This window comes from Stappia sp. 28M-7 (assembly GCF_014252955.1).
Taxonomy (GTDB): Bacteria; Pseudomonadota; Alphaproteobacteria; order Rhizobiales; family Stappiaceae; genus Stappia.
In genome coordinates this window covers 2,946,474-2,973,380 of record NZ_JACMIA010000001.1, presented here as the reverse complement: position 1 = coordinate 2,973,380, position 26,907 = coordinate 2,946,474, and the positions used below count along the sequence as shown (strand labels likewise).

Here is a 26,907-nt window from a genome sequence, read left to right as displayed (position 1 = left end):
ATTTGCGTTCCTGATCCGCCTTGGGACTGCGTCTTGCCGGCGCAGGAGGGTATGCCAATGACGCGACGTGTCACGGGGCAGGTGCTGTTTGCATTTGTCCTGCTCGGATTGAATACGGTTTATGCCAGCCAGGTGCTGATCATGCCGTTCCCCTTTGTGACCGGCGAGCCGGGCCCGGCCTTCATGCCGATGCTGCTGTGCGGCTTCGTCTATGTCGCGGTTCTGAAGATCCTGGTCGACGAATTCCGCAGCCCCGAGCCGGTGCCAGATGCCGAGCGCGCCCTGAGCGCGATCCCGCGGGTCGGCATTGTCGGCCCGTTGGTGGCCATCACCCTGATCAGCCTGTTCGTGATCGTGTTCTTCTACGCCGGCTATATCGTCGCCGCCGCGCTCTACACCTTCGCGATCTCCCTGTTCTTCAACTACGAACAAAGCGGCAGTTGGGGCCGGTCGGTGATCTTTGCCGTCCTGACCTCCGCCGCGATCACGGTGTTCGGCTGGCTGTTCTTCGTGAAGCTGTTCGGGCTCTACCTGCCGATGTGGGAGTTGTGAGATGTTTGGACAGCTTGCCGACGGTTTCCTGGCGCTCACCGACCCCGTAACCTTCCTCTATCTCATCGGCGGTTTTCTGCTGGGCATCGTCTTCGGTGCCATTCCCGGTCTCACCGCGACGCTCGCCATCGCCCTGCTGCTGCCCTTCACCTTCGGGATGAAGGTTGCCGATGCGCTGGTGATGGTGGCGGGCATCTACATGGCCGGCATTTATGCGGGCTCGATCACCGGCATCACGCTGAACATCCCGGGCGCACCGTCCGGGGCGATCACCACGATCGAGGGTAATGCCCTGATGAAGCGCGGCGAAGGGGTACAGGCGCTGGGCGTCAGCGCGCTGTCCTCCGCCATCGGCGGGCTGATCGGCACCGTGGTGCTGATCTCGCTGGCCCAGCCCGTCAGCAGTCTGGCCCTTCTGTTCCGCACGCCGGACAAGTTCTCGCTCGTTCTGCTGGCCATCGTCACCGTGACCATCGTCTCGCAAGGGTCGTTGTTGAAGGCGATGGTCGCCATGGCCATCGGTCTGATGATCTCGACCGTCGGCATGGATCCGATGGCGCCGGTCGGGCGCTTCGATTTCGGCAGCTACCATCTGATCGAGGGCGTCGGATTGCTGCCGGCGGTGATCGGCCTGTTCGCCATCTGCGAGATGATCGCGCAGTCCGGCATGCCGGCGAAGCTGGTGCAGGGCGTATCTGCCGCGCAAGTGGCGCGGCCGCGCCGGCGCGACTTCATTCCCCGTCGCGAGCACCTGCGCCAGATCGGCGTGTGGAACTCGGTCAAGAGCTCGGTCATCGGCGTCGTGATCGGCATGTTGCCGGGCGGCGGCGCGTCGATGGCCTCCTTCATCGCCTATGCCGATGCCAAGCGCGGCTCGAAGCATCCCGAACAGTACGGCAAGGGCTCCTATGAGGGCCTGGCGGCTTCCGAAAGCGCCAACAACGCCATGTGCGGCGGTGCGGTGATCCCGTTGCTGACCATGGGCATTCCGGGCGATGCGGTGACCGCGATCATCTTCGGCGTGCTGCTGATCCACGGCCTGGTTCCCGGGCCGGCGCTGCTGGGCGCGAATTTCCCGCTGATCGCTCCGATGTTCGCCGCACTCTTCGTCGCCTCGATCTTCGTCTTCGTGTCGGTGCTGGCCTTCGGTCCGGTCTATCTGCGCCTGTCGCAGATCAACCGGGGTTTCCTCTATGCCTTTATCGGCCTGATCTCGATGGTTGGCGTCTATGCCTCGTCCTTCTCGATCTTCCAGATGTGGATGGCGCTGGCCATCGGCGTGCTCGCCTACTTCCTGCGCCGCTTCGGCTATCCGGTCGTCCCGGCGCTGATGGGCGTGATCCTCGGGCCTTATTTCGAGGAGTTCCTGCGCCGCTCGCTGATCGTCTCCGAAGGCGATCCGACGATCTTCCTGCGCAGCCCGGCGAGCGTCATCCTGCTGTTGATGACGGCGGCCTTCGTCTGGTTCCTGCGGATCCGGCCAGCGCGCCTTGCTGCTGCAGCTCAAAAGGGGGAGGGGGCGTAACAGCCCGCTTTCCCGGCCGTGGCTTCCCCTGGCCATGGCGTCCCCCGGCCTTGATGGCCCCATGTGCCGGGGGACAGTTCCTTGCCGCAGCGCCCTGCCGCCTGCATACCGCGCAGCGGCTCCAGGCCGTGCCGACCGCCCGTGCCCGGCGGCTTACCAGTCCCGCCTTGCGGCGAGCTCGGCCAACTGGCCGGCCAGCTCCGCGGCGAATTCCTGCACCAGCATGGAGAGCGGACGGTTGGCGGGCGTCATCAGCGACAGGTCGAGCTTCACTTCCGGTTCGAACGGGCGGAAGACGATGCTGCTGGCTCGTCCGAACGTTTCCTCATGGCTGATGGCGGTGAAGCTGTCGCAGATCGCGCAGCACAACCCTTCCGAGACGAGCTGTAGCGCGGGCAGGAAGGTGCGCAGCTCGAAGCGGCGGTTGAGCCGGACGCCCGCATCGCGAAACGCACGATAGGTCTGCACCGCGGTGACGTGATCGTCGTACAGCATCGCGAGCGGCCGCCCGTCGAGATCCGCCGGAGTGATCACCTTGCGGGCGGTCAGCGGATCGTCCACGGGCATTGCGCAAAGCCCGGGAAAGGCGAAATTCTGCGCGCGGATCGTGCGTCTCGGCTCGGACGTTTCGGCAAGGCCGATGTCGTATTGCTGCGAGGCGATCCAGTCGGTGATGACCACCGAGGACTGCATCATCAGCGACACCTCGACCTGCGGCCGCTCGCGCAGGAAGCCCGCCACCACCTTGGGCATGAAGAAGCCGGATGCCGCCGGATTGCAGGCGATCCGGAGCTTGCCCTTTTCCAGATTGCCGATTTCCTGGAGCGTGCGTGCCGAATGCGACAGCCGTTCCAGCACGAACTCCGCTTCTTCCAGGAAATAATGAGCCTCTGGCCGGGCGATCAGCCGGCCGCGCTCGCGTTCGAACAGCGGAAAGCCGATCTCCCGTTCCAGGCCGGAGATCATGGCACTGACCGCCGGCTGCGTCCGGCCGAGGGAGCGCCCCGCCTCGGAGACCGAGCCGGTGCGCATCACCTCGACGAATGTCTGCAACTGGCGGAACGACAGGTTCATGCCCGACCTATAGACCCACTCTATGGATATAGCAGTAATTCTAATTTGATTTTATGCCATAGCAAATCCGACAATGGCAACTGCAATGGAGGTTGCTGTGGCGCTCGCAAGACCGTCATGAGAGGGAGGAGTGTTTTGGACAGGTTTGCAAAATACCTGCTGACCACGCTGATATGCATCGTGGCCCTTGGCCAGTTTGCTCAGGCGCTCACGCGTTATGTCTTCCAGGTTCCTGTGATGGGGCTCGAGGAGACGATGATGTATCCGACGCTCTGGCTCTACATCCTGGGCGCGGTCAATGCTTCGCGGGAGAACAGCCATATCAGGGCAAATGTTCTCGAGATCTTCCTCAAGACGAAGCGACAGCACACGATCCTCGCCATTATCGGCGAGATCCTCAGTCTGATCATCGGCCTCTGGCTGCTTTACTGGGCCTGGGACTTCACCCGCTACGCCTGGCGCGTGTGGAAGGAGAGCCCGACACTCTACATCCCGACCTTCTATTCGGATGTGGCGCTGGTGATCGGCCTTGCGTTGATGATGTTCTACACGGTGATCCACATGGTCGGCCATGTCCGCGCCCTGGCAGGGGAGGCGGCACGATGATCGAGATCGCGTTGCTGGCCATTGCCGCCCTCGTCGTCACGCTGTCCTTCGGCGTTCCGCTGCCCTGGTGCTTCGGCGCCGCGCTGATGGTGATGTACTATCTCGGCGACGTCACCATGAAGGGCATGGTGCTTTGGGGTTTCCAGCAGTTGGGAAATCCCGTTCTGCTGGCCATTCCGCTCTTCGTGCTTGCCGGCGCGGTGATGTCGGAAAGCGGCATCGCGGCCTCGTTGCTGCGCTTCGTCAACGCCTTTGTCGGCCATGTGCGCGGCGGCCTCGGCATCGTCGCGGCGGTGAGCTGCGCCGTGATCGGTGCGATCTCCGGCTCTGGCCTCACCGGCATCTCGGCGATCGGCCCGCTCCTGATCCCGGAGATGGAAAAGCGCGGCTACCCGCGCGAATACGCAACGGCGCTGATCGCCAACTCCTCGATCCTCGGCCTCTTGATCCCGCCATCCCTCAGCATGATCCTGTTCGGCTGGGTGACCGAGACCTCGATCCTCGCCTGCTTTCTGGCGACGCTCGGGCCGGGCCTCTTGATCATGTTCAACTTCTCGGTCGTGAACCTGTGGATGTCGCGCAAGTTCAACCTGGTGCTGGATGAAAAGCCGGCGCTCGGGGAGCTTGCCGGCGAGGTGGCGCGGCGCGGTGTCCACGCTTTCCCGGCGATGCTGATGCCGGTGATCATTCTCGGCGGCATCTATGGCGGCATCGTCACGCCGACAGAGGCGGCGGCGCTCGCGGTGATCTACGCCGTGCCGGTCGGCTTCCTCGTCTACAAGGGGCTGAAGCTCGAGAACTTCCTGTTCGCCGGCAAGGAAGCGGCCACCGCGGTCGGCGCGATCATGCTGATGATCCTGTTCTCGATGATCGTCGGCCAGATGTTCGTCTACGAGGGCATCCCGCAGCAGATCGTCCAGGCGATCTTCGGCATCACCGAGAACAAGGTCCTGCTGCTGATCCTGATCAACCTGCTGCTCTTCCTGATCGGCATGGTGGTCAACGACACGACGGCCATTCTCCTCGTCGCCCCGCTCCTGATGCCGTTGATGCAGGCGATGGACGTCTCGCCCGTGCAGTTCGCCGCGATCATGGGAGTGAACACGGCCATGGGCGGTGTGACGCCGCCCTATGCCTCGATCCTCTATCTCGGTGCGCGCATCGGCAAGGTGAAGGTCACCAAGGTGATCCCGCCGGCGATGATGCTGATCGTCACGGGATACCTGCCGGTCGTCTTCCTGACCTCGTTCTGGCCGGACCTGTCGCTCTACCTGCCGAGGCTCTTCGGCTACTGACCCCGACAACAACAAGAAGAAACCCGACCTTTTAGAAACCCAAAGAGGAGGTACCATGAAACACGTTCTGCACATCACCGCCGCTGCAGTCTGGCTCGCCACCGCCGGTCTTGCCCAGGCCGCAGACCTGAAGATGAGCCATGTCCGTCCGCAGGGCACGACCATCGACACCGAGCTGAAGGTCTTCGCCGATGCGATCCGCGAGGCGAGCGCCGGGGAGGTCAATATCCAGATCTTCGCCGCCTCTGCGCTCGGCGACTACACCACCGTGCAGGAGCGCGTGTCGGTCGGGGCCATCGACATGTCCGTCCAGCCGGCGGCGACCGCTGCCGACCGCCGGATGCAGATCGCTTCCCTGCCGTTCCTCGCCTCCAACTGGGAGGAAGCGCGCAAGGTCTACGGCCGGGGCGGCGCGATGCACGCCACCATGGCGGAGCTCTTTGCCGGGCAGGACATCACGATGTTGGCGGCCTATCCGGTCTATTTCGGCGGCATCGCCCTCAACCGCGACGCGGTGACGCCCGGCACGACCGAGGCCAAGGGCATCAAGGTGCGCGTCCCCGGTATCAAGAGCTTCCAGCTCACCGGCGAGGCGCTCGGCTACATTCCCTCGCCGATCCCGTTCTCGGAAGCCTTCACCGCGATCCAGACCGGCGTGGTCGACGGGGTGATCGGTTCGGGCGCGGAGGGCTACTATTCCTCCTTCCGCGATGTGACCAAGACCTACATTCCCGCCAACACCCATTTCGAGGTCTGGTTCATGATCATCTCGACCGAGGTGTTCGAGGGCCTGAACCCCGACGTCCAGGCGGCGATGCAGCGTGTCGCGACCGAGTTCGAGACCCTGCGCTGGACCGTTGCCGAGCAGGACCAGGCGAAGAACGAGAAGCGGCTCGCTGACGAGCTCGGCACCACTGTGGTGGAGCTCTCCGACGAGCAGCTGTCGGCGATGGCCGAGACGGTGCGCGCGGCCGTTTGGCCCGAGGTGCTGAAGGACATCGGCGAGGACTGGGCGCGCTCCGTTCTCGACAGCGCCCGCAACTGACCTTGCCTCTTGCCTGCCGGGCGGCGCCGCGCTGCCCGGCATCCTTTTCAATCTGATCGGACATCGTCATGGATTCTGACTACGCCATCATCGGTGGGGGCGTTGTGGGCCTTTCCGTTGCCTGGGGCCTGCTCGGGCGCGGGCGCTCGGTCACCGTGATCGACGGCGACGACGGCAGCTTTCGCGCCAGCCGCGGCAATTTCGGTCTCGTCTGGGTGCAGTCGAAGGGCATGAACCAGCCGCGCTATGCCAGTTGGTCGCAAAGCTCGGCCGCCGCCTGGCGCGACTTTGCCGACGAGCTGCGCGAGGGCACGGGCGAGGATCCCGCGCTTCAGCAGAACGGCGGCTACGATCTGCATTTTTCCGAGGAAACGCTGGCCGAGACCGTCACCCGCTACGAGGTGCTGAAGGCGAAGCTCGACGGCAATTATCCTTACGAGGTGCTCGGCCACAACGAGCTGCGGATGGAGGAGCCGGCAATCGGGCCGAAGGTCGTCGGCGCGATCCTGCATCACCAAGACGGCCATGCCAATCCGCTGAAGCTGCTGCGGGCGCTGGCCGCTGATGTCCGGCGCCGGGGCGGGCGGGTGCTCAACGGCAAGAGCGTGCAGTCCATCACCCGCAACGATGTGTTCCGCATCGAGTGCACAGACGGCACCATCGTGGAGGCGGCGCGCACGGTGCTCTCCGCCGGCCTCGGCTCTGCGGTGCTGGGGCCGCAGATGGGCTTTCGCGCGCCGATCCGGCCGCAGCGCGGCCAGGTGCTGATCACCGAGAAACTGCCGAAGATCTTCAACCGCCCCTCGCTGATCGCCCGCCAGGTGGACGAGGGCGGCGTCCAGATCGGCGTGACCAACGAGGAAGTCGGCCACAACGACACGGTGACGGTGGACGGCATGGCGGGGATCGCCGCGCAGGCCATCACCGCCTATCCGGTTCTGGCGAAGGCCCAGCTGGTGCGCTCCTGGGGCGCGTTGCGGGTGCTGTCGCCCGATGGGCTGCCGATCTACCAGCAAAGCCGCGAGATGCCCGGCGCCTATCTCGTGACCTGTCACAGCGGAGTGACGCTTGCCGCCGCTCATGCCCGCTTCCTGCCCGACTGGCTGGAAGGCACGGCGCAGGCCCCCGACCTGGAGGTGTTCAGTGAAGACCGCTTCGACCTTTCGTGAGCTGGAGCCGGAGGGGGCAAGGGTCCGCGTCCGCTTTTCCGGCCAGGACCTGATGCTGCGCGAGGGTGGAAATCTTGCCGCCGAGCTGCTGGCCGCCGGCGTCACCCCGTTTCGCCGCACGCCCGTTTCCGGCGCGCCGCGCGCCCCGTTCTGCATGATGGGCGCCTGCTTCGACTGCCTGGTGGAGATCGACGGCGTCACCCGCCAGGCCTGCATGTGCGAGGTCGGCGCGGGCATGGAGATCGCGATGCCGGCCGCGGGGAGGGACGGGGATGCGTGAGGCCGATCTTGTCATCCTGGGCGCGGGACCCGCGGGCATGGCCGCTGCCCGGACGGCGGCGGAGGCCGGCCTTGCGGTGGTGCTGCTCGACGAGCAGCCGCGCGCCGGCGGCCAGATCTACCGCGATGTGGAGCGGGCGGGAGAGAGCCGCGCCGCGATCCTCGGGGCCGACTATCTCAAGGGTGCGGAGCTCGTCCGCGACCTGCCGCATCCGAATATCCGCCATCTGACAGGCGCCACCGCCTGGCAGGTGGAGGAGGGGCGCCGCGTTGCCTTCACGCTCGACGGCGAGGCGGAGCTGCTCGAGGGACGCCGGCTGCTGATCGCGACCGGCGCGCTGGAACGGCCGATGCCGATCCCCGGCTGGACGCTGCCCGGCGTCATCACGGCAGGTGCCGCGCAGATCCTGCTCAAGCAATCGGGCATCGTCTGCGAGGGGGCGGTGCTCGCCGGCTGTGGGCCGCTGCTCTATCTCGTGGCGGCGCAGATGTGCCGGGCCGGCACGCCGCCGCTCGCCCTGGTCGAGACGCAGACCTTTTCCGACGGGCTGGCCGCGCTGCGCCACATCGGCGGTGCGCTGCGCGGCTGGCGGGCCCTTGCCAAGGGGCTCGGCCTGCTGGCCGAGTTGCGCCGCGCCGGCGTGCGCCGCTACACCGCTGCGAGCGAACTTGCCGTGGACGGGGCCTCGCGGGCACAGGCACTGCGCTTTACCGCCGGCGGGCGCACCCATTGCATCGACTGTTCGACCGTGCTGCTGCATCACGGCGTCGTGCCCAACACCCAGGTCGCCCGCTCCATCGGCGTTCCGCACCGCTGGGACGATGCTCAGCGTGCCTTCTTGCCCGAGCGCGACCTCTGGGGCCGCGCGGCGGGACTGGAGACAGTCTTCATCGCGGGCGATGGCGGCGGCATCGGCGGGGCCGGGGCAGCCGCGCTTTCCGGCCGGCTCGCTGCGCTGGCCATTGCCTGCGACCTCGGCCGCCTGAGCCCTGGCGAGCGGGATCGCGCCGCGCGCCCCTTGCAGGCGGCACTGTCGCGCGAGTTGGCGGTGCGTCCGTTCCTCGATCGTGCCTATCCGCCCTTTGCCGGCGCGCTGCTTCCGGGGGATGACACGCTGGTGTGTCGCTGCGAGGAGGTGACGGCGGGCGACATCAGGCGCTATGCCTCCATCGGGTGCCTCGGTCCCAACCAGACCAAGGCCTTCGGCCGCGTCGGCATGGGACCGTGCCAGGGGCGCTATTGCGGATTGACCGTGACGGAGCTGCTGGCCGACGCGAACGGGCGCACCCAGGACGAGACCGGGTACTACCGCATCCGGCCGCCGTTGAAGCCGGTGACATTGGGCGAACTGGCGGCACTGGCCGCCTCGCAAAGCAAGGAGACTACGGAATGATCGAACGCATTGATGTGGCGACGCGCATGAGCAAGATCGTCAAGCACAACGGCGTTGTCTATCTGTGCGGCCAGGTCGGCGAGGGCGAAACCGTCGCGGACCAGACCCGCGAGTGCCTTGCCCGGGTCGAGGCGCTGCTCGATCGCGCCGGCTCCTCGCGCGAGAAGATGCTGCAGGCCATCGTCTGGCTGGCGGACATGAACGACTTCGTCGAGATGAACTCGGTCTGGGATGCCTGGGTGCCGGCCGGCTGCGCGCCCGCCCGTGCCTGCGGCGAGGCCAAGCTCGCCCGCGCCGACCTCAAGGTCGAGATCATCGTCACCGCTGCCTGCGACTGACGGGTTCTGCGGCGGCGGGCAAGTCTCGCCGCCGCAATCATCTTCTACAAGCGGCCTCAGGCCTGCAGTTTCGAAACTCCGCACCACTGCGCGATGATGCCGGCAACCGCGCCGACGAAGCGCACGTGATCCTCAGTGTCGACCCATTCGTCGACGCCGTCATTCTGGCTGAGATCGCCGCACAGCGGGCCGATGCCGATGGTCGGAATGTTCTTCTGGATCATCGGGTTGCGGATGTCGCTGCCCGTGTGCATCGGGTTCACATGCGCTTCCAGACCGCAGACGCCGCGGATCGCCTCATGGGCGGCGAGCAGCAGCGGATGGTCGCCCGGTACTTCGGCGCCTGTCGTGCCGCTGTCCCAGACGATGCGTGGCGGGTTTTCCGAAAGCCAGGGATCGCTTGCGGCCGCCTCGGCCACCGCCGCCTCGATCTGCGCGCAGACGTCCGAAAGCTTCTCCGGCGGCGGGAAGGCGAGAGCAGCGCCGAGCGTGCAGCTGGTCGCAAGACGGGCGAGCCGCTTCGGATCGCCGGCCGAGATGTAGGACATCATGATGTTGGTCGAGCGGCCGACCTCGCCATGCAGCGCGGGGTGGTGCACCTCTTCGCCGCGCCGCGCGTCGAGCTTCTTCAGCGCCTCCCAGACGACGAACGCCTTGTCGATGGCGTTGACGCCCAGATGCCCGAAGGCGGTCTGGAGCGGCTCGGTCGTCGGCGGATGCTGTCCCTCGACGATCACCCGAAACTCGACCTGACCGGAGGCCAGCGCCTTGATCTCGCGCAGCCCGACGCCGGACTCGGCCGGGTGCAGGTAGAGCGCCGCGTCCGCCGTCATTCCCTCCTGCATCAGCCGCGACACGCCGCGCGCATGTCGCTTGCTTGGCGTGCTGGCGATGAGCACATCGCCGTCCGGGCGCAGGCCGAGCGAGGCGAGCAACTCCAGCGCCTGCAGGCCGGCGGCAACGCCGGAGAGATCGTCGGCAACGCCCCAGCCGTAGAGCCGGCCGTTGTCGACCTCGCCGGCGAACGGATCGTGCCGCCAGCGGTCGGTGCCCGTGACCGGCTCGCCGTCGGGATGGGCGAAAAGGATCAGGCTGCGTCCGTTTCCGGTGCCCTTGCAACGCGCGATGATGCTGGTGCGGGCCTGCGGATCGATGGCCGCCTCGCCGGCGAACTCCTCGATCATGCGCACATCCGCGGGATTATAGGAGCTGGCCTCGACGCTGCAGCCGCGCGCCTCGGCGGTCTCGGCGAACAGGCTCTGCACCGCGGCCTCGCCATCCTTGCCGGCGCGGACATAGGTCCGCAGCCCGTCGAGAATGCGCGCACGTTCGCGCGCCGAAGCGTCGGCGATGTCCTGCAGGATCGATGTCACGGTGGTCTCCCTGTCGGTCTTTTTGTCCGCCGTCACGTTGCAATGGCCGCCGAGCGGCGCTGCAAGAGGCGGATGACGCTGAACGTTGTGTAGTCGAGCGGATCCTGGTGAACGGGGGCGTCCCGTCCGTCGACGCGAAGATGCACGGGCCCGGAGGCGGAGTGGGCCTCCAGCTCGAACCAGGCCTGGGTAACGGTTGGATCGGCGAGCAGCGTTACCTGGGTGTCGTCGAGGCCGAGACCGGCCAGCGCGACGCCGATGGTGACATTGAGATGGCCGGGAAACTGCGCGGCGATCTCGCGGGCGCTCGCCTCCAGAAAGACGGTCGGTTCGCGCAGGCCCTTGAGAGTGACGAAGCGGTCCGCCCCCATCATCTGCCAGCGCTCCAGCGGATAGCCGATGCGCATCTCGACGCGGGCAAGCCCGTTCTCGCGGGCGGCGGTCAGGAAGCCGATGGAGCCCAGTGCTCCCGCAGGCACCTCGATGCGTCCCGGGCCCTTGGCGGCGGCTTGCTTCAGAAGGGTTTCCGCATCGCGGTCGGCGAAGGCGCCGAGCGACAGCGGCAGGATATCGCAGCCGGAGGCGAGCAGGGCGGGCGCCGCCTCGACCAGCGTTGCGGCCGAGGCGCATTCCACCGCGACGGTCGGCCGGGCTTTCAGGAAACTGTCGATGTCGGTGCAGATCGCAGCATCGGGGGCGAGGGCGGCCGCATCGCTCGCCTGGCGCTCGCGCACGAGAAGGGCTGCAAGCTGCGGTCCGTCGTCCGCATCGCGGAAGCGGGCGGCAAGTCGTCTGCCGATGGGCCCGAAGCCGATGACCCCGAGCCTGTCCCGGGGGCGGGTGCTCATCACGATGTCCAGACCGTATCAGGGAAAGGGGGGCGGCGGCGGTGATGGGGCACCGCCTGCCGCAGGACCTGCCGGGCGCAGGGCACCTGGCAGGTCCGGGAGAGTGTTGCGCGTCAGAGCGTCTGTCTGGCCGCGCGCCGGTCCGGGGTTAAGCCGGTCCGGGGCCGCTGATCGCGAACTTCTCTTCCTCGATGGTCAGCACGCCGTAGCGGGTGAACAGCTCGTCGTAGAAGCCGCTGGCGCGCAGGTCGTTCAGCACGCCGACGACCGATTCCGCCAGCGTCTTGTCGGCGAAGGCGAAGGTCGCGGTCTGCGGGAACAGGCCGGCGATGGCGCGGGTGAAGTCGTCGCGGTCCTCGAGGAACTTCGCGGTCGCGTCGATCGAGGTCGCCGCGTCGACCTGGCCGGCGCGCAGGGCCTGGAAGGCTTCCGAGAAGTTGTTGAACACGCGGACGGTGATGCCCTCGAGACCGGCATTCTTGAGCATGGTGTCGACTTCGCGGGTGCGGCGCTCCTCGATGCCGCCGAGCTCCACGCCGACGGACAGGCCGGCCAGCTCTTCCCACTTGGTGATGTTCTTCGGGTTGCCCTTGGGAACGAGGAAGCTCACGGCGGCGCGCTCGTAGGGCACCATGTACATCAGCTTCGAGCGCTCTTCGGTCCAGAAGATGCCGGTGTTGATCATGTCCCAGCGGCCGGCGGCCAGGCCCGGCACCATCGCCGCGAACTCGACCTTGATGTATTCCGGCGTCAGGCCGAGCTTGGAGGCGATCTCCTTACCGAGCTCGATGCGCATGCCCTGCACTTCGCCCTTGTCGTCGACGAACTGGAGCGGGGGCAGCGTCGGGTTGGTGCTCATCACGAGCGTGCCCGGCTTGATGATGTGCGGCGGGGCGAGAGCCGGCTGGGCAAAGGCCGCCCGGCTGCCGAGGGCGAGACCGGCGCCAGTGGCCGCGGCGCCCAGAAGCACGCTGCGACGCGAAATTCCGGCGCTCAGGATGCGATCGAATCCATTGTTTTTCATGAGGTTATCTTCCGCTCTGGTTGGTTTGATGAGGCCTGTTTTTATATTGTATTAGGACGGTATACCATTTATATGCGGTCTGCAAGCGGTCAAAATCAACGGAACTCGGAGAGAGTGGCATGGCGCGTGCGGGGACGGTTCAGACAGTGTGCGGACCGGTCGCGCCGGAGGCGCTCGGCTACACGTTGATGCACGAGCACCTGCTGTGCGACCTGACCCCGCCGGCGCGGCGAAACGCAGGCCTGCCGGAGGTCGAGATCACGCTGGAGAACGTCTTCGACGTCACCTACCGGCCGAACGACTATCACGGCAATCACCGGCTCCAGGACCTTGCCATCGCGACCTCCGAGACCCGCCGCTTCGCGCAGGCGGGCGGCGGCGCCATCGTCGAGATGACCACCGGCGGGCTTTGCCCGGATCCCGAGGGGCTTGCGGCGATCTCGGCCGAGACCGGCGTGCATGTGGTGCTCGGCGCCGGCTTCTACACCGAGGGCTATCAGGACGAGGCGACGCTGGCGCTGCCTCAGGAGGCGCTGGCCGATATCGTCACGGCGCAGGTCGAGGAAGGCGCCTGGGGCACGGATATCCGCTGCGGGATCATCGGCGAGATCGGCTGCTCCTGGCCTCTGACACCGTTCGAGCGGCGCTCGCTTGCGGCCGGGGCCATTGCCCAGCAGCGCACCGGCGCGGCGATCACCGTCCATCCCGGCCGCCATCCCGATGCCCCGCACGAGATCCTCGACGTCCTCCATGCCGCAGGCGCCGACCTTTCCCGCGTCATCATCGACCACATGGACCGCACCTATGACAGCGTGGAGCAGGTCGTCGCGCTGGCGCGGCGCGGCTGCGTCGTGGAATACGACTTCTTCGGCATCGAGCAGTCGCAATACTGGATGGCGGTCGCCGACCTGCCGACCGACTACATGCGCATCCATGCGGTGCGGCGGCTGTTCGAGGAAGGGCTCGGCGGCAATGTCGTTCTTTCGCATGACATCTGCACCCGTTCGCGCCTGCAGTGCCATGGCGGCCACGGCTATGCGCACATGCTGCGCAACGTCATTCCCCTGATGCGCGACCGGGGCTTTGTGCAATCCGAGATCGATCTGCTGCTGAAGGAAACGCCGGCGCGGCTGCTGATGCTGGTGTGAGGCGGGCGAGGGGCCGTACTTCAGTCGGTCATGTTGAGGTGCTTGCGGGCGAAGTCGATCAGGCTGACGATGTGGTTGGCCACCGTCCGGCGCACGTCGTCGGCGTCCTGCCGCTGAAGCGCGTCGATGATCATCAGGTGCTCGGTCGAATCCGGTGTCAGGCGATCCTTCAGCTGGCCGATCTCGAACAGCCGCGTCGTGGCGCGCAGGTTGCGCAGCACCTGGGCCATCACGTCGTTGCCGCAATGGTCGATGATCAGCCCGTGCAGATGGTCGTCCGAGAACCAGTGCGCATCCGTGTGGTAGCTGGTCGTGCCCATCAGGTCGTCGATCTCGCGGCGCACCTCGATCAGCTTGCGGCTGGGAATGCTCCCCATGGCCTGCACGGCCGCTTCCGGCTCGATCAGCAGGCGCAGCTTCAGGCTCTGGATGTACTCGCCGATATCGACATGGCGCACCACGTAGTTGCGCCCGTCGCCCTTGTGGACGAGGCCTTCGCCTTCCAGCCGCTGCAGGGCTTCGCGCAAGGGGGTGCGCGAGACGCCCAGCGTCTCGGCGAGCCGCGCCTCGACGATGACATGGCCTCCGCCGAGCTTGCGGTGGCGAATCATGTCCGACACGGCGTTGTAGGCCAGCGCCGCGAGGCTGTGGCTTCCGCGGGCGGACGCGCCGCCGCTGTTTTCCTCCGTAACGCTCACTTGGCTTGCCCCTCCGAAGGCGTGGTATTGCGCGGGCTCGACCTCATGCGAAATGCTTTCCTTGGCAAGAGGCATGCGTCATAGCAGTCATGATCGTCAAATAGTGAAGTGGAGACGGCACATGGCCGAACAGGAAACCGGCACGGAGACGAGTCTCGCGGACGAGACCTATCGCGCCCTGCTGGAGGAGATCCTGTCGGCGCAGCTGGCCGGAGGCGTTGTCGTCCAGGAGCGGCGGCTGGCCGCTCGCCTCGGCGTGTCGCGTTCGCCGATGCGCGATGCGCTCGGCCGGCTGGAAGGGCAGGGGCTCCTGGTGCGCAACGGCAAGAGCATGCTCACCGTGCGCGTCATCACCTTGAAGGACTATCTCAACAGCCTCACCATGCGCCTGCTTGTTGAGCCGACGGCGGCCGCGCTCGCCTGTCCCGAGATCACCGAGAGCAAGCTCGCCGAGCTTGCCGCCATGCTGCACGCCATTGACGAGGATCCCGATCCCGATCCGGCGATGATCTGGCGCTTCGACGATGCGCTGCACCAGGGGCTGGGCGAGGCGAGCGGCAATCCGTTCATGGCCGAGACCATCGTCCAGATGCGCCGCTACACGACGATCTTCGAACGGCAGCGGCGGCTGGCACAGCGCAAGCCGGGCCTCGAGGACCATCGAGAGATCCTGGCCGCGCTTGCCGCGCGCGATCCTGAGGCTGCGCGCCAGTGCATGACCCAGCACCTTGAAAAGGTGCGCCAGCGGGTTCTTTCCACCTATTGAGATCCCCGCCGGGCGGGACGAGACGGGCGACATCGGTGCCTTTCGAAGCTGCCTTAGCAGGGCTGTGAGGGAGAGGCGTGCACAGGTCCGACAAAGGGACTTGCGCAGGCCTTGCTGCTGTGTATTAAATCGGTATACCAAATGAATGCGGGAAAAGCAAACCAACCCGTGGCCCCATCTCACCTCGTTGTCTCTTCCTTCTTGGAAGGGCGCGACCCTGTCGCTGGCGCTTGCATGTCGTTCGACCCGTTCCGTCCCCGAAAGCCTGCAGCCGGTCTCCGGCCTGCTTCCTTCGGGGCGGCGGTGCCGCTCGCCTCCTGCCGCACCCGATAGAAAGGCCCGCCATGTCAGTCTGGAACTGGTCAGGTTTCTTCAACTATCTCACCAACGCCTACATTCTCGAAGGCGTCTTCACGACAATCTGGCTGACCTGCGTCTCGTTGTTGTGCGGCCTGTTCCTCGGCTTCCTCATCGCCCTGATGCGCCGGTCGAAGCTGCAGGTGGTGCGCGGCATCGCCTGGTTTTACATCTGGCTGTTCCGCGGCACGCCGCTCCTGGTGCAGCTCATCGTCATCTACACCGCGTTGCCGCAGCTCGGCATCCGCTTCTCGGTGGTGGAGGCGGCCCTGATCGGCCTTGCGCTCAACGAGGCGGCCTATCTCGCCGAGATCATCCGCGCGGGCATCGAGGCCGTGCCGGAAGGCCAGTCCCGGGCCGCCCGGGCGCTGGGCATGACCGAGCGCCAGATCATGCGCTACATCATCATGCCGCAGGCCTTCAAGGTCATCATCCCGCCGCTCGGCAACTCGGTGAACGGCCTGCTCAAGACCACCTCCGTCACCTCCGTCATCTCCATGGAAGAGCTGCTGCGCCGCACGCAGGTGCTCATCCAGGAGAAGTTCATGGTGCTGGAGCTCTTCGCGGTCGCGGCCCTCTACTACCTCATCCTGACAACGCTCTGGGACTTCGTCCAGCGACGCATCGAACGCCGGTTCGGCCAGTCGACCGCCGCCGTGGGTCTCACGGAAAAGCGCTGAACTTTCATAAGGGTAACTTCAAGATGTCTACGAAATTTCGCGGTGTCTTCACCGTGATGATCACGCCGGTCGACGGCAACGGCAGGCCCGACCTTTCAGCACTCGCGGCCTTCACCGACTGGCAGATCCGCGAAGGCGTGCACGGCCTCATCCCGCTCGGCTCCACCGGCGAGTTCCTGTCTCTGTCCGAAGAGGACAAGGACGCGGTGGCGCGCACGGTGATCGACACCGCCGCCGGCCGGGTGCCGGTGCTGATCGGCACCGGCGCGGAGGACACGCGCGAATGCGTCCGGCTCGCCCGCAAGGCGCAGGAGATGGGCGCCGACGGCGTGATGATCATCCCGCCGTTCTACTCCACCCCCACCGACGACGAGCTGGTCGAGCATTACCGCACCATCGCCGCGGCGATCTCGATCCCGATCATGGTCTACAACAACCCGGCGACGTCGAATGTCGACATGAAGCCGGAGCTGCTGGCCCGCATCGCCGAGATCGACGGCTGCGACTACGTCAAGGAATCCACTCTCGAGGTGACGCGTATCCGCGACATCGTGCGCCTTGCCGGCGACCGCATGGTGCCGTTCGGCGGCATCCTCGGGTTCGAATCCTTCGTGATGGGCGCGCAGGGCTGGGTGGCGGTCGCCTCCAACGTCGCGCCGGGGCCGATGTCGCGCATCTTCACGCTCGCGGCCGACGACAAGGATTACGATGCGGCCCGCGCGCTCTATCTGGAGTGGTTGCCGATCATCCAGGCGGTCGGCGGCCAGGCCTATGTTGCCGGCACGAAGTCGCTGCTCTCGCATATGGGCTTTGCGACCGGCGCGCCGCTGCCGCCGCGCCTGCCGCTGCCGCCGGCGCAGGATGCGCAGATGAAGGCGCTGGTCGAGCAGTTCGGCCTGCGCTTCGAGAACTGACCGGAGGCAGACGCCCATGTCCGCTGCGGCCCCGCACAACGCCAGGCCGGCCCCAGACCTCGTGACCGTCCATCTGGACGGCGAGGTGCACCGTGTCGATCCGGGCACGTCCGTCGCCGCAGCCCTTGCGGCCGGCGGGCGCTCCGCCTTCTCGCGCGATGCGGCGGGCCGTTCGCGCGGGCTCTTCTGCGGCATGGGCGTGTGCCACGACTGTCTCGTCACCATCGACGGGCGCACCAGCCAGCGCGCCTGCATGACCAAGGTGCAGGACGGCATGCGGGTCGAGCGGCAGGCTGCGCGTCCCGACATTCTCTCGTCTTCGCTCTCCGATCTTGCACCTGTGCCTGCGGAGCTTCCCGCGCGCACCGTCGACGTTCTCGTCGTCGGTGCGGGGCCGGGCGGACTTTCCGCCGCCATCGCCGCGGCCCGTGCCGGTGCCAGCGTCACCCTCGTCGACGAGCGGCCCGCCGCCGGCGGCCAGTTCTACAAGCAGCCGGCAACCGGGGAAGCGCGGGCAGCGCTCGCCCGCGACCGGCAGGCGCAGGACGGTGCCGGCCTTGTCTCCGAGGCCCGCGCCTGCGGCGTGGAGCTTCTCTCCGGCGTCACGGTCTGGGGCGCCGAGCGCCAGGCGGACGGAGCTTCCGTGCTCGGTTGCCTCGGCCCCGACGGCGCCTTCTACATGCGCCCGCGCATGCTCGTTATCGCCACCGGCGCGTTCGAGCGGCCGGCCGCGCTTCCCGGCTGGACCCTGCCGGGCGTCATGACCACGGGCGCGGCGCAGACCCTCCTGCGCAGCTATGCCAGCCTTCCCGGGCGCCGGTTCGCCATCACCGGCAATGGCCCGCTCAACATCCAGGTGGCCGGCGAGATCCTGCGCCATGGCGGCAAGGTCGTGTGCCTGGCCGACCGGGCCCGCGCGCCCTGGTCGAGCCCGCGCGATGCCATCGCCATCCTGCAGGCCGATCCGGCGCTTGCGCTGAAGGGCATGGGCGAGATCGCCGCCCTGCAGCGCGCCGGCGTTTCCATCCGCTGGCAGACCTGCGCCGTGGAGGTACTGGGCGAGGCTCGTGCGCAGGCGGTGCGCCTCGAAGGCCCGTCCGGCGAAGAGGTGCTCGAGGTCGATACGGTATTGGTCGGCGGCGACTTCGTCCCGTCCAACGAGCTGTCGCGCCTGCTGGGCCTTGCCCATGTGGTTGCCGGCGACGGCACGCTGGTCGCGCATTGCGACGAGGCCGGCGAAAGCTCCGATCCGCACGTCCATATCGTCGGCGAGGCCGCGCGCTTCGGCGGCGCCCATGTCGCCATGGCGGCTGGGCGTCTGGCCGGCCTTGCCATTGCGCGCAAGCTCGGGCTCGGCGTCGAGCCCGATCCGGCCGCGCAGCGCCGGCTTGCCCGCGCCCGCCGCTTCCAGCAGGCGCTGTGGCAGCTGTTCCGCCCGGCGGAGGACGCGCAGGCCGACGCTGGCGCCACGCTGTCCTGTCGCTGCGAGAGCGTCGGCTTGAGCGTGTTGCGCGAGACGGCCGCCGGCGGTCCGCCGGACATCGCCACCTTGAAGCGCCTGACGCGCGCTGGCATGGGCCGCTGCCAGGGGCGCTATTGCGGGCGCACGCTGACCGCGCTTGCCGGCCGTCCGGCCAACGAGACGAACGGCCTGCTCGCTCCGCAGATGCCGCTGCGCCCGGTGCCGCTTGCCGCGCTTGCGCTCGAGAAGCCCGAATGGGGCGGCCACAGGCGGGCCTTGCTGCCGGAGCGTCCACCGCTGGAGGCTCCGGGACCGCTGCCGATCCGTGAGGTCGCGACGCTCGTCATCGGCGCCGGCATTGCCGGCCTGTCGACCGCGCTCTTCCTCGCCGAGGCGGGGGAGGAGGTTGCGGTGGTCGAGCGCGGCTTCCCCGGCGGGCTCGCCTCGGGCGGCAATGCCGGCAGCCTGCATGCCCAGCTGCTGTCCTTCGACCATGGCGCCAAGGCGGAAGGCGACGGCGGTGCCGCCGCCCGCACCCTGCCGCTGCAGCGCGATTCCATCGACCTTTGGCGGGAGCTCGAGGTCCGGCTCGGCCGCGACTTCGAGATGAAGATCACCGGCGGGCTGATGGTTGCCGAGACCGAGGCGCATCTGCGCTTCCTGGAGGAAAAGACCCGCGTCGAGCGCAGCCACGGCATCGACTGCCAGGTGATCGGCCGCGAGGATCTCGCCCGGCTCGAGCCGGCCCTGTCGCCGGCGATGATCGGCGCGGCCTATTGCCCGCAGGAGGGCAAGATCAATCCGCTGGTCGCCACCCGCCATGTGCTGGAGGCCGCTGTCGCGGCCGGCGCCCGCGTGTTCGACCGCACCGAGGTTCTGGCGATCCGGCGCGAGGGCTCTGGCTTCGTCGTGGAGACCTCGCGGGGCACCTTGCGCGCCGGGCGTCTCGTCAATGCCGCCGGTGCCTTCGCCGCGCGGATCGGCGCCATGCTCGGGCTCGACGTTCCCGTCTTCGGCGCGCCGCTGCAGATGGTGGTGACCGAGGCCGCCGCGCCCGCGGTCTCCCATCTCGTTGCCCATGCCGACCGGCACCTGACCTTGAAGCAGGCGGCCAACGGCAATTTCCTGATCGGCGGCGGCTGGACTGCCGGCCTCGATCCCGTGCACAGCCATCCGCGCCCGCTGTTTTCCAGCCTGGAGGGCAATCTCTGGGTCGCCCAGCACGTGGTGCCGGGCCTGCGCAAGCTGCATGTGATCCGCAGCTGGGCGGCGATGAACATCAACATCGACGGCGCGCCGATCCTGGGGCAGCACCCGGTCATGCCCGGCTTCTTCAATGCCGTGACATCCAACGGCTACACGCTCGGCCCCATCGTCGGGCAGCTGACGGCGGCGCTCGTGCGCGGCCGCGATCCCGGCCGCGACCTCACGGCCTTTTCCATTTCCCGGTTCCAAGGAGGGTGACCATGATCGAGATCACCGGAGTTACGAAGTACTACGGCAAGTTCCCCGTCCTGAAGAACTGTTCGACCAGCGTTGCCAAGGGCGAGGTCGTCGTCGTCTGCGGCCCGTCCGGTTCGGGCAAGTCCACCCTGATCAAGTGCGTCAACGCGCTGGAGCCGATCCAGGAAGGCTCGATCCGGGTCGACGGGGTCGAGGTCAACGACCCGCAGACCAACCTTCCCGAGCTGCGCTCGCTGGTCGGCATGGTGTTCCAGAATTTCGAGCTGTTCCCGCATCTCACCATCGAGAACAACATCATGCTGGCCCAGCGCATCGTGCTGAACCGCAACCAGCAGGTCGCCCGCACCAGGACGATGGAGCTTCTGGAGCGCGTCGGCATGAGCGGACACGCGCACAAGTATCCGGGCCAGCTGTCCGGCGGCCAGCAGCAGCGTGTGGCAATCGCCCGTGCGCTCGCCATGAACCCCAAGGCGATGCTGTTCGACGAGCCGACCTCCGCGCTCGACCCGGAGATGATCTCCGAGGTGCTGGACGTGATGACCTCCCTGGCAAGCGAGGGCATGACGATGATGGTCGTCACCCACGAGATGGGCTTTGCCCGCCGCGTCGCCACCCGCATGGTCTTCATCGACCAGGGCGAGATCGTCGAGGACCGCCCGACCGAGGAGTTCTTCACCGCCCGCCACAACCCGCGCACCGAGGCCTTCCTCGGCAAGATCCTGCATCACTGAGGGGGCGGACATGGACCGTTTCGACCTGATCGTGCGCGGCGGCACCATCGCCACCGCCTCGGACGTGTTCCGTGCCGATATCGGCATTCGCAACGGGCGCATCGCCCAGATCGGCGAGGCGCTGACGGGCGATTGCGAGGTGATCGACGCGAGCGGCAAATATGTGCTGCCCGGCGGCATCGACAGCCATGTCCACGTCTCGCAGCCCTCGGGCGAGGGCATCGTCATGGCCGACGACTTCGAGAGCGGCACGCTCTCGGCCCTGTTCGGCGGCAACACCACCATCATGCCCTTCTGCCTGCAGGAGAAGGGGCGGCCGATGCGCGAGGCGCTGACCGCCTATCACAAGCTGGCCGAGGGCAACTGCTACACCGATGTCAGCTTTCATCTGATCGTCTCGGACCCGACGGACAGTCTGCTCGGCCAGGAGCTGCCGGCGCTCGCCGCCGACGGCTATTCCTCGTTCAAGGTCTTCATGACCTATGAGGACCTGCGGCTCAGCGATGCGGAAATCCTCAAGACGCTGGACGTCGCCCGTTCGACCGGCGCCACCGTCATGGTCCATTGCGAGAACGAGGACGCGATCCGCTTCCTGATCGCCCGGCACGAGGCGGCCGGTGACGTCGCCCCGCGCGCCCATGCCTCCACCCGTCCCGTGGCGGTGGAGCGCGAGGCGACGCACCGGGCGCTGTCACTCGCCGAGATCGCCGATGTGCCCATTGTCATCGTCCATGTCTCCAACGGCGAGGCGATGGAGGAGATCGCGCGGGCCCGCGCGCGCGGGCTGAAGGTGGTCGGCGAGACCTGCCCGCAATACCTGGTGCTGACGGCCGAGGATCTCGACGGCATGGACTGGGAGGGGGCGAAGTTCGTCTGCTCACCGCCGCCGCGCGACAAGGCGGCCCAGGCCGAGTGCTGGCGCGGCATCGAGACGGGCGTGTTCGACCTGTTCTCGTCCGACCATTGTCCGTTCCGCTACGACGACGAGCGCGGCAAGCGCAATCCGAAGGGTCTCACCAGCTTCCGGCACATCCCCAACGGCATTCCCGGCGTCGAGACGCGGCTGCCGATCCTCTTTTCCGAAGGCGTGATGAAGGGGCGGATCGACCTGCCGCGCTTCGTCTCGCTGGCGGCGACCGCGCATGCGCGCACCTACGGCCTCTATCCGGAAAAGGGCACCATCGCCATCGGCTCCGATGCCGACCTTGCGATCTGGGACCCGACGGAAAAGCGCACCATCCGCCATGCGGACCTGCACGACGGGGCCGACTACTCGCCCTACGAGGGGCTGGAGGTCACCGGCTGGCCGACCACCGTCATTCTCGGCGGCCGGGTGATGGTCCGAGACAACACGCTCGTCGGCGCCAAGGGCGACGGCACCTATCGTTCGGCCCGCACCCGCGGCGCCGCACCGCTTTGACGTCCAAAGGAGGAAACACCATGAAGATCAAGATCACCGCCGGCCCCTTCACCTTCGATGCGGTGCTGGAGACGGAAAAGGCGCCGGAGACCTGCAAGGCCTTCCTGGCGCGCATGCCCTTTGCCGGGCAGATCGTGCATGTGCGCTGGTCCGGCGAGGGCGTGTGGATCCCGCTCGGCGACCTGTCCTTCGGCGTCGGCTACGAGAACCACACCAGCCATCCGGCGCCGGGCCACATCCTGCTCTATCCCGGCGGCATCAGCGAGACGGAGATCCTGCTCGCCTATGGCGGCGTCGACTTTTCCTCGAAGATGGGCCAGCTCGCCGGCAACCACTTCATCACGCTGACCTCCAACCTCGACAAGCTGCCGGAGCTCGGCCGCAAGGTCCTGTGGGAAGGCGCGCAGGACATCCGCTTCGAGGCGGCCTGACCGTTCAGGCTCAGTCCAGCACGGCGAACTGGTCGAGGATCCAGAAGACCTCCGCGGCCAGCGCCACCACCATGAAGGCGATGTGGAAGCGCGATGAGCGTATCCACATCGCCGCGACGGACAGGGCGGCAAGCACCGTCTGTCGCAGCGGGTAGAACGCCCCGAACGAGCGGAAGTGCTCGGCTCCCTTCATCGCCGTATCCAGCATGTCGATGCAGAACAGCGTCGCCAGCAGCCCGTAGAACCACTTCTGGCGGGTGTGGAAATAGTCCCGGTAGCTCGCATTCTCGCCGACCTTGTCCGGAAACAGGATGGCGCAAGTGAAGAAGAAGCACGAGGCGTAGGCCACCACCAGGAAGTAGAGGTCGAACGTCCAGCGTTCGATCCGGGCCAGGCCGATCTCGAACCACCAGAAATGCATCACGGAAAGCAGCAGGAACAGCGCCCAGCCGATATGGACGCTGTAGAGATGTTCGCGGCTCGGGTTCTGCACCAGGTTGGCGAGCCCGTTCAGCAGGCGCGCCACGCACAGGCCCGTGATGATGCCGATGAACACCCGTACATGCATGAAGGCGCCGGCATTGGGGACGATCGTCTCCATCGTGTCGCGTTCTCCAGTCTCGCTTGTTTCACGGCGCCAGCCTGATCGCCGTGGTCTCCTTGCCGGTGCGGATCACGAACATCGTGTAGAAGCGTGCCACATTGGTCTCGTTGCGGAACAGACGTTCGCACAGCCCGTCGAATTCCTCCATGCCCGACAGCCGGAGCATCAGGACGACATCCGTCTCGCCGCTGACGCTGTAGGCCTGCACCACCGCCGGCTCGTTCTCCACCAGCGCCAGGAAGCGGCGGGTCTGCTGCTCGCCGTGGCGCTCCAGCTCCACCGTCACCACGGCCTTCAGGCCCTTGCCGGCGCGTGTCGGGTTGAGGATGGCGACCGTGCGGTCGATGACGCCGGCCGCCTTCAGCCTGCGGATGCGGCGCAGGCAGCTCGACGGCGACAGGCCGACCTCCTCGGCAAGGTCGGCATTGGTGCGCGCGGCGTCCGCCTGCAGCAGGTTCAGCAGCTTCCTGTCGATGCGATCCATGGCGTCTCCAGCGTTCGGATCACTATGCAATAAAATTGCACGAAGCTGCAAAGTTTGACCAAAAATGCCGCGCGGCTGCGGTATCGGTAGCGCACGAAAATGTCGGAGTGACTCGAATGTCTGTGCGTGCGCAGCTGATCCAGCGGACCCGCGATACCTTTGGAATCTATTGGGAACTGGTGCGTATCATCGTGCCGGTCATGGTGATCGTGGAGATCCTGGCGCGTCTGGGTGCCATCCGCGCCATGTCGCCCTATTTCGAGCCGGTGATGCAGCTGTACGGCCTGCCGCCGGAGATCGCGCTCGCCTGGCTCACCGGCCTGCTGATCGGCCTGTGGGGCGCCATCGTCATCGTCTTCGCCCTGGTGCCGGTGTCCGAGCTGACCGTGGCCGACATCACCGTCTTCTCGACCCTGCTGCTCTTCGCGCATGCGCTGCCCATCGAGCAGCGCATCATCCAGCGCGCCGGGCCGGGCTTCTGGATCACCACGGTGCTGCGGATCGCCGGCGGTCTCGCCTGCGCGGCGCTTCTCCACCAGCTTTACGAGGCCACCGGCTGGCTCTCCACGCCGCTGTCGCCCGTGTGGATGCCGATGGAGGAGACCTCGACCTGGACCGGCTTTGCCATCGGCCTCGGCAAGACCCTGCTGATGATGCTGGTGATCCTGTTCGGCCTGTGCTGGCTGATGGACATCCTCAAGGTCACCGGCATCATGGACCGGCTGATCCGCGCGCTGGTACCGCTGTTCCGCCTGGCGGGCATTGCCCCGCCGGCCGTGCCGTTTGCGTCCGTCGGCCTGCTGCTCGGCATTTCCTATGGCGGCGGCTTGCTGATCCGCGAGGCGCGGGAATCGCGCGTCGACCCGCGCCAGGTGTTTCTCGCCAGCGCCTTCATGGGCTTTGCCCACAGCCTGATCGAGGACACGCTGATCGTCGTCGCGGTGGGCGCGGATTTCACCAGCGTCTTCTTCGGCCGGCTGCTCTTCGCCGTCGTTGCGACCGCGCTGCTGGCCAAGGTCGTCTCGCTGATCCCGGACTGGATCCTGTTCGCCGAACCGGCACAGGCCCGCGCCGCGCGCGAAGCCGGGGCGGATGCCGCCTGAGCCTTGCCGCCTGACACTTTACGCTTGAGGCTCGCGGCAGCCGGTGCCGCCGCGAGCCGTTTCCGATCTGCCGTCAGCGCGCCGACAGGCGCGTGCCGAGCGGGCGGATCACCAGGAGGTCGACGGCCAGCATCGCGATTAGCGACAGGCCGACCAGCGGGAAAATGATGCCGCCGATAGCGAGGATCGCCAGCAGCCCGCGGAACACCCGTTTGTCCGTCGGCATCGGCGGCACGCCGAGGCTTCCCGCCGGCCGCCGCTTCCACCACATCACGCCGGCGGAGACGGCCAGCATCACGATGGCCAGGCACACGACGACCAGCAGAACCTGGTTCGCCAGGCCGAACTGCTGGCCCATATGCGTGTTGATGCCGAATTCCAGCCATCTGCCGAGCGGGCCGTAATCGGCATAGCTCATGTCGACCAGCGGCTTGCCGCTGTACTGGTCGAGATGCACCACGCGCTGCTGCGCCAGGTCGTCCGGATAGACCGAGGCCGAATAGACGCCGGTCGGCGAGGAGGGCAGGCCGATGGTGTAGCCCCGGTGCAGGCCCAGCCCGTCGACGATCTCCACCGCCCGGTCGAGGCCGATATCGCGCGCCTGCGGTGCCGCATCGGTGGACTGCGGGATCCGAGCCTGTTCCAGCGACCATGTGGTCGGTGCGATCTCGGCGAGCTTTGCGTCCGACATCGGCACCTCGACGCGCACGCCGGACGGATAGCCGAAGTTGTTGCCGTTCGCCCATTCGTTGACCTTGGCGCCCCAGTTGCCGGACCACGGCATGCCGGTGATCGCCAGGAACACGATGAAGAAGCCGACGAAGATGCCGGTCACCGCGTGGGTGTCGCGCCAGAACATCCGGGTCTTCGGCGTGCCGCGCACGCTGGTGACGCCGCCGCGCTCGCGTTTGCGCGGCCACCACATGTAGATGCCGGTGCCGACCAGCAGGATCGACCAGCCGCCGACGATCTCGATCACGCTACGCACGGTGGGTCCGAAATAGCGCAGGCTGTGCAGGTAGCGCACGGTCCACATCACTGTGCCGCGGTCGGGCAGGGCGCCCAGCACCTTGGCATCATAGGGATCGACATAGACGGCCAGCCGCTCGCCCGTGTCGGCGCTGACGGTGATCTCGGCAGAGTCTCTGTCTCCTGCCGGTGAGATGTACTTCGCTGCCCGGCCGGGATAGGCGTCGAGCGCCGCCGCGACGATGGCGGACGGGGCGGCTCTGGCGACATTTTCGCGGACCTCCACCCGCTTCAGGTCCGCGTGCAGGAGCGCGTCCAGCTCGTCGCGGAAGAGATAGAGCGCGCCGGTGACGGCGAGCGTGATCATGAAGGGCAGGACCAGAAGGCCCGCATAGAAGTGCCAGCGCCAGACAGCGCGATAGAGGTCGGAGCTGGAAGCGGGGGAGGCGAGCGCCCCCGTTCCGGCGCCCTGCGCGGTGGTATCGGTCATCGATGGATCTCCGGGCACAGGGCGTCCTTCGCCGCGCGCTTCGCTGCGGCGGCGGGACGGCCTCGTTGCCGTTCTTCTGGGTGACTGAAGCCGGGGCAGCCCTGCTCAGTGGGTGCTGTGGTCCTGTTTCATGTCGCCGTGACCATGGGCTCCATGGTCCTGCGCCTTGCCGCCGGCGCCCATCTTGTCGGCCGCCAGTTCGACCTCGATGTCGCCGCCCTTCTCGAAGGTGAGGGTCAGCGGCACCTTGTCGCCTTCGGCGATGGGCTGCTTGAGGCCGATCAGCATGATGTGGATGCCGCCGGGCGCGAGCTCCACCTTGGCGCCGGCCGCCACCTCGAGGCCATCGGCAAGCGGACGCATCTTCATGACGCCGCCGGCCATTTCCATCGTGTGGATCTCGACCCTTTCGGCAATCGGCGAGGTGCCGCCGACCAGACGGTCGGTCGCGCCACCCTCGTTGGTGAAGCTCATGAAGGCGCCGGCCACCTTGGCGGCAGGCGGGGTGGCGCGGGTCCAGGGATGACCGATCTGGATCTCGCCGACCCGGTAGCTGTGGGCCTGGGCACCGACGAAAGCGACGAGCGTCAGGGCTGCCGCGAAGACAAACTGAAGAATACGCATGGGATAGGCTCCATAAGTCGCAAATAGGCTGACCGGCGGC

The 26,907-nt window shown here is 67.1% G+C and carries 27 protein-coding genes; 18 read left to right on the top strand and 9 right to left on the bottom strand.

Annotation, left to right across the window (positions count from 1 at the left end; genetic code table 11):
- Positions 1–57 precede the first annotated feature (57 nt).
- Positions 58–552 (top strand): tripartite tricarboxylate transporter TctB family protein, encoded by a 495-nt coding sequence (locus H7H34_RS13155; RefSeq protein ID WP_185925446.1) that lies wholly within the window; start codon positions 58–60, stop codon positions 550–552.
- Between the two features lies 1 nt (position 553).
- Entirely contained in the window at positions 554–2,077 is a 1,524-nt protein-coding gene (locus H7H34_RS13150; protein ID WP_185925445.1) for a tripartite tricarboxylate transporter permease, read from the top strand.
- Between the two features lie 153 nt (positions 2,078–2,230).
- On the opposite strand, the gene H7H34_RS13145 is transcribed toward H7H34_RS13150, so the two are convergent.
- The gene (locus tag H7H34_RS13145) at positions 2,231–3,151 is read right to left on the bottom strand and encodes a LysR substrate-binding domain-containing protein (RefSeq protein ID WP_185925444.1); all 921 of its coding nucleotides are present in this window, start codon (positions 3,149–3,151) and stop codon (positions 2,231–2,233) included.
- A 135-nt stretch (positions 3,152–3,286) separates the two neighbouring features.
- Between H7H34_RS13145 and H7H34_RS13140 the strand changes: the two genes are divergently transcribed.
- The 7 genes from H7H34_RS13140 to H7H34_RS13110 all read left to right on the top strand — a co-directional run bounded on the left by H7H34_RS13140 (position 3,287) and on the right by H7H34_RS13110 (position 9,277).
- Complete coding sequence (locus tag H7H34_RS13140) at positions 3,287–3,757, top strand: TRAP transporter small permease (protein WP_185925443.1); 471 nt, start codon at positions 3,287–3,289, stop codon at positions 3,755–3,757.
- Positions 3,754–5,052, top strand: coding sequence for a TRAP transporter large permease (locus H7H34_RS13135; RefSeq protein WP_120267532.1), 1,299 nt, complete (start codon positions 3,754–3,756; stop codon positions 5,050–5,052). The genes H7H34_RS13140 and H7H34_RS13135 overlap by 4 nt, the downstream gene beginning before the upstream one ends.
- Positions 5,053–5,107: 55 nt before the next feature.
- The gene (dctP, locus tag H7H34_RS13130) at positions 5,108–6,097 is read left to right on the top strand and encodes a TRAP transporter substrate-binding protein DctP (RefSeq protein WP_185925442.1); all 990 of its coding nucleotides are present in this window, start codon (positions 5,108–5,110) and stop codon (positions 6,095–6,097) included.
- A gap of 68 nt (positions 6,098–6,165) precedes the next feature.
- On the top strand, positions 6,166–7,266 hold the full coding sequence (locus H7H34_RS13125) for an NAD(P)/FAD-dependent oxidoreductase (protein WP_185925441.1): 1,101 nt from the start codon (positions 6,166–6,168) through the stop codon (positions 7,264–7,266).
- Positions 7,241–7,546 (top strand): (2Fe-2S)-binding protein, encoded by a 306-nt coding sequence (locus H7H34_RS13120; RefSeq protein ID WP_371811396.1) that lies wholly within the window; start codon positions 7,241–7,243, stop codon positions 7,544–7,546. The genes H7H34_RS13125 and H7H34_RS13120 overlap by 26 nt, the downstream gene beginning before the upstream one ends.
- Positions 7,539–8,939 (top strand): FAD/NAD(P)-dependent oxidoreductase, encoded by a 1,401-nt coding sequence (locus H7H34_RS13115; RefSeq protein ID WP_185925439.1) that lies wholly within the window; start codon positions 7,539–7,541, stop codon positions 8,937–8,939. The genes H7H34_RS13120 and H7H34_RS13115 overlap by 8 nt, the downstream gene beginning before the upstream one ends.
- The gene (locus H7H34_RS13110; protein WP_185925438.1) at positions 8,936–9,277 is read left to right on the top strand and encodes a RidA family protein; all 342 of its coding nucleotides are present in this window, start codon (positions 8,936–8,938) and stop codon (positions 9,275–9,277) included. Before H7H34_RS13115 ends, H7H34_RS13110 begins: the two co-directional genes overlap by 4 nt.
- Before the next feature lie 56 nt (positions 9,278–9,333).
- Here H7H34_RS13110 and H7H34_RS13105 read toward each other — a convergent pair whose 3' ends face one another.
- The 3 genes from H7H34_RS13105 to H7H34_RS13095 all read right to left on the bottom strand — a co-directional run bounded on the left by H7H34_RS13105 (position 9,334) and on the right by H7H34_RS13095 (position 12,522).
- Positions 9,334–10,650 carry a M20/M25/M40 family metallo-hydrolase gene (locus H7H34_RS13105; RefSeq protein WP_185925437.1) on the bottom strand — a complete coding sequence of 439 codons (1,317 nt, stop codon included), beginning with the start codon at positions 10,648–10,650 and terminating at the stop codon, positions 9,334–9,336.
- A gap of 32 nt (positions 10,651–10,682) precedes the next feature.
- Complete coding sequence (locus H7H34_RS13100) at positions 10,683–11,498, bottom strand: aspartate dehydrogenase domain-containing protein (RefSeq protein ID WP_185925436.1); 816 nt, start codon at positions 11,496–11,498, stop codon at positions 10,683–10,685.
- A 148-nt stretch (positions 11,499–11,646) separates the two neighbouring features.
- Positions 11,647–12,522, bottom strand: coding sequence for an ABC transporter substrate-binding protein (locus tag H7H34_RS13095; RefSeq protein WP_185925435.1), 876 nt, complete (start codon positions 12,520–12,522; stop codon positions 11,647–11,649).
- A 119-nt stretch (positions 12,523–12,641) separates the two neighbouring features.
- Here H7H34_RS13095 and H7H34_RS13090 point away from each other — a divergent pair, with 119 nt between their 5' ends.
- Positions 12,642–13,670, top strand: coding sequence for a phosphotriesterase family protein (locus H7H34_RS13090; RefSeq protein ID WP_185925434.1), 1,029 nt, complete (start codon positions 12,642–12,644; stop codon positions 13,668–13,670).
- 20 nt (positions 13,671–13,690) lie between these two features.
- Here the strand turns inward: H7H34_RS13090 and H7H34_RS13085 are convergent, their stop codons facing one another.
- Positions 13,691–14,368 (bottom strand): GntR family transcriptional regulator, encoded by a 678-nt coding sequence (locus tag H7H34_RS13085; RefSeq protein ID WP_371811395.1) that lies wholly within the window; start codon positions 14,366–14,368, stop codon positions 13,691–13,693.
- Positions 14,369–14,489: 121 nt separating this feature from the next.
- On the opposite strand from H7H34_RS13085, the gene H7H34_RS13080 reads away from it, so the two are divergent.
- From H7H34_RS13080 to H7H34_RS13050, 7 genes are all read left to right on the top strand, one after another.
- Positions 14,490–15,134 carry a GntR family transcriptional regulator gene (locus H7H34_RS13080; protein ID WP_120267541.1) on the top strand — a complete coding sequence of 215 codons (645 nt, stop codon included), beginning with the start codon at positions 14,490–14,492 and terminating at the stop codon, positions 15,132–15,134.
- Positions 15,135–15,478: 344 nt separating this feature from the next.
- Positions 15,479–16,171, top strand: a complete 693-nt coding sequence (locus H7H34_RS13075) for an amino acid ABC transporter permease (RefSeq protein ID WP_067216143.1) — start codon at positions 15,479–15,481, stop codon at positions 16,169–16,171.
- Positions 16,172–16,194: 23 nt separating this feature from the next.
- Positions 16,195–17,085 carry a dihydrodipicolinate synthase family protein gene (locus H7H34_RS13070; RefSeq protein ID WP_120267542.1) on the top strand — a complete coding sequence of 297 codons (891 nt, stop codon included), beginning with the start codon at positions 16,195–16,197 and terminating at the stop codon, positions 17,083–17,085.
- A 16-nt stretch (positions 17,086–17,101) separates the two neighbouring features.
- A complete protein-coding gene (locus H7H34_RS13065; protein WP_185925432.1) occupies positions 17,102–20,011 on the top strand; it encodes an FAD-dependent oxidoreductase in 2,910 nt (969 codons plus the stop codon).
- Positions 20,012–20,013: 2 nt separating this feature from the next.
- On the top strand, positions 20,014–20,742 hold the full coding sequence (locus tag H7H34_RS13060) for an amino acid ABC transporter ATP-binding protein (protein WP_120267544.1): 729 nt from the start codon (positions 20,014–20,016) through the stop codon (positions 20,740–20,742).
- A gap of 10 nt (positions 20,743–20,752) precedes the next feature.
- Positions 20,753–22,162, top strand: coding sequence for a dihydropyrimidinase (gene hydA / locus H7H34_RS13055; protein ID WP_185925431.1), 1,410 nt, complete (start codon positions 20,753–20,755; stop codon positions 22,160–22,162).
- 20 nt (positions 22,163–22,182) lie between these two features.
- The gene (locus H7H34_RS13050) at positions 22,183–22,593 is read left to right on the top strand and encodes a DUF3830 family protein (protein WP_067334227.1); all 411 of its coding nucleotides are present in this window, start codon (positions 22,183–22,185) and stop codon (positions 22,591–22,593) included.
- Positions 22,594–22,603: 10 nt separating this feature from the next.
- On the opposite strand, the gene H7H34_RS13045 is transcribed toward H7H34_RS13050, so the two are convergent.
- Positions 22,604–23,194, bottom strand: a complete 591-nt coding sequence (locus H7H34_RS13045; RefSeq protein WP_120267547.1) for a hypothetical protein — start codon at positions 23,192–23,194, stop codon at positions 22,604–22,606.
- Positions 23,195–23,222: 28 nt separating this feature from the next.
- Positions 23,223–23,681 carry an Lrp/AsnC family transcriptional regulator gene (locus tag H7H34_RS13040; protein ID WP_067216124.1) on the bottom strand — a complete coding sequence of 153 codons (459 nt, stop codon included), beginning with the start codon at positions 23,679–23,681 and terminating at the stop codon, positions 23,223–23,225.
- A gap of 116 nt (positions 23,682–23,797) precedes the next feature.
- On the opposite strand from H7H34_RS13040, the gene H7H34_RS13035 reads away from it, so the two are divergent.
- Complete coding sequence (locus H7H34_RS13035) at positions 23,798–24,784, top strand: nucleoside recognition domain-containing protein (protein WP_120267549.1); 987 nt, start codon at positions 23,798–23,800, stop codon at positions 24,782–24,784.
- A 73-nt stretch (positions 24,785–24,857) separates the two neighbouring features.
- Here the strand turns inward: H7H34_RS13035 and H7H34_RS13030 are convergent, their stop codons facing one another.
- A complete protein-coding gene (locus H7H34_RS13030) occupies positions 24,858–26,243 on the bottom strand; it encodes a PepSY-associated TM helix domain-containing protein (protein ID WP_185925430.1) in 1,386 nt (461 codons plus the stop codon).
- 105 nt (positions 26,244–26,348) lie between these two features.
- Positions 26,349–26,867 carry a copper chaperone PCu(A)C gene (locus H7H34_RS13025; RefSeq protein WP_185925429.1) on the bottom strand — a complete coding sequence of 173 codons (519 nt, stop codon included), beginning with the start codon at positions 26,865–26,867 and terminating at the stop codon, positions 26,349–26,351.
- Positions 26,868–26,907: the final 40 nt, after the last annotated feature.

Bases quoted from the DNA above. Each gene is read 5' to 3' on its own strand.
- H7H34_RS13080 (WP_120267541.1), top strand. From the start codon at position 14,490: ATGGCCGAACAGGAAACCGGCACGGAGACGAGTCTCGCGGACGAGACC.
- hydA (WP_185925431.1), top strand. From the start codon at position 20,753: ATGGACCGTTTCGACCTGATCGTGCGCGGCGGCACCATCGCCACCGCC.
- dctP (WP_185925442.1), top strand. From the start codon at position 5,108: ATGAAACACGTTCTGCACATCACCGCCGCTGCAGTCTGGCTCGCCACC.
- H7H34_RS13100 (WP_185925436.1), bottom strand. From the start codon at position 11,498: ATGAGCACCCGCCCCCGGGACAGGCTCGGGGTCATCGGCTTCGGGCCC.
- H7H34_RS13050 (WP_067334227.1), top strand. From the start codon at position 22,183: ATGAAGATCAAGATCACCGCCGGCCCCTTCACCTTCGATGCGGTGCTG.
- H7H34_RS13040 (WP_067216124.1), bottom strand. From the start codon at position 23,681: ATGGATCGCATCGACAGGAAGCTGCTGAACCTGCTGCAGGCGGACGCC.
- H7H34_RS13060 (WP_120267544.1), top strand. From the start codon at position 20,014: ATGATCGAGATCACCGGAGTTACGAAGTACTACGGCAAGTTCCCCGTC.
- H7H34_RS13150 (WP_185925445.1), top strand. From the start codon at position 554: ATGTTTGGACAGCTTGCCGACGGTTTCCTGGCGCTCACCGACCCCGTA.
- H7H34_RS13125 (WP_185925441.1), top strand. From the start codon at position 6,166: ATGGATTCTGACTACGCCATCATCGGTGGGGGCGTTGTGGGCCTTTCC.
- H7H34_RS13025 (WP_185925429.1), bottom strand. From the start codon at position 26,867: ATGCGTATTCTTCAGTTTGTCTTCGCGGCAGCCCTGACGCTCGTCGCT.
- H7H34_RS13065 (WP_185925432.1), top strand. From the start codon at position 17,102: ATGTCCGCTGCGGCCCCGCACAACGCCAGGCCGGCCCCAGACCTCGTG.
- H7H34_RS13070 (WP_120267542.1), top strand. From the start codon at position 16,195: ATGTCTACGAAATTTCGCGGTGTCTTCACCGTGATGATCACGCCGGTC.
- H7H34_RS13145 (WP_185925444.1), bottom strand. From the start codon at position 3,151: ATGAACCTGTCGTTCCGCCAGTTGCAGACATTCGTCGAGGTGATGCGC.
- H7H34_RS13075 (WP_067216143.1), top strand. From the start codon at position 15,479: ATGTCAGTCTGGAACTGGTCAGGTTTCTTCAACTATCTCACCAACGCC.
- H7H34_RS13115 (WP_185925439.1), top strand. From the start codon at position 7,539: ATGCGTGAGGCCGATCTTGTCATCCTGGGCGCGGGACCCGCGGGCATG.
- H7H34_RS13090 (WP_185925434.1), top strand. From the start codon at position 12,642: ATGGCGCGTGCGGGGACGGTTCAGACAGTGTGCGGACCGGTCGCGCCG.
- H7H34_RS13110 (WP_185925438.1), top strand. From the start codon at position 8,936: ATGATCGAACGCATTGATGTGGCGACGCGCATGAGCAAGATCGTCAAG.
- H7H34_RS13095 (WP_185925435.1), bottom strand. From the start codon at position 12,522: ATGAAAAACAATGGATTCGATCGCATCCTGAGCGCCGGAATTTCGCGT.
- H7H34_RS13030 (WP_185925430.1), bottom strand. From the start codon at position 26,243: ATGACCGATACCACCGCGCAGGGCGCCGGAACGGGGGCGCTCGCCTCC.
- H7H34_RS13035 (WP_120267549.1), top strand. From the start codon at position 23,798: ATGTCTGTGCGTGCGCAGCTGATCCAGCGGACCCGCGATACCTTTGGA.
- H7H34_RS13045 (WP_120267547.1), bottom strand. From the start codon at position 23,194: ATGGAGACGATCGTCCCCAATGCCGGCGCCTTCATGCATGTACGGGTG.
- H7H34_RS13135 (WP_120267532.1), top strand. From the start codon at position 3,754: ATGATCGAGATCGCGTTGCTGGCCATTGCCGCCCTCGTCGTCACGCTG.
- H7H34_RS13155 (WP_185925446.1), top strand. From the start codon at position 58: ATGACGCGACGTGTCACGGGGCAGGTGCTGTTTGCATTTGTCCTGCTC.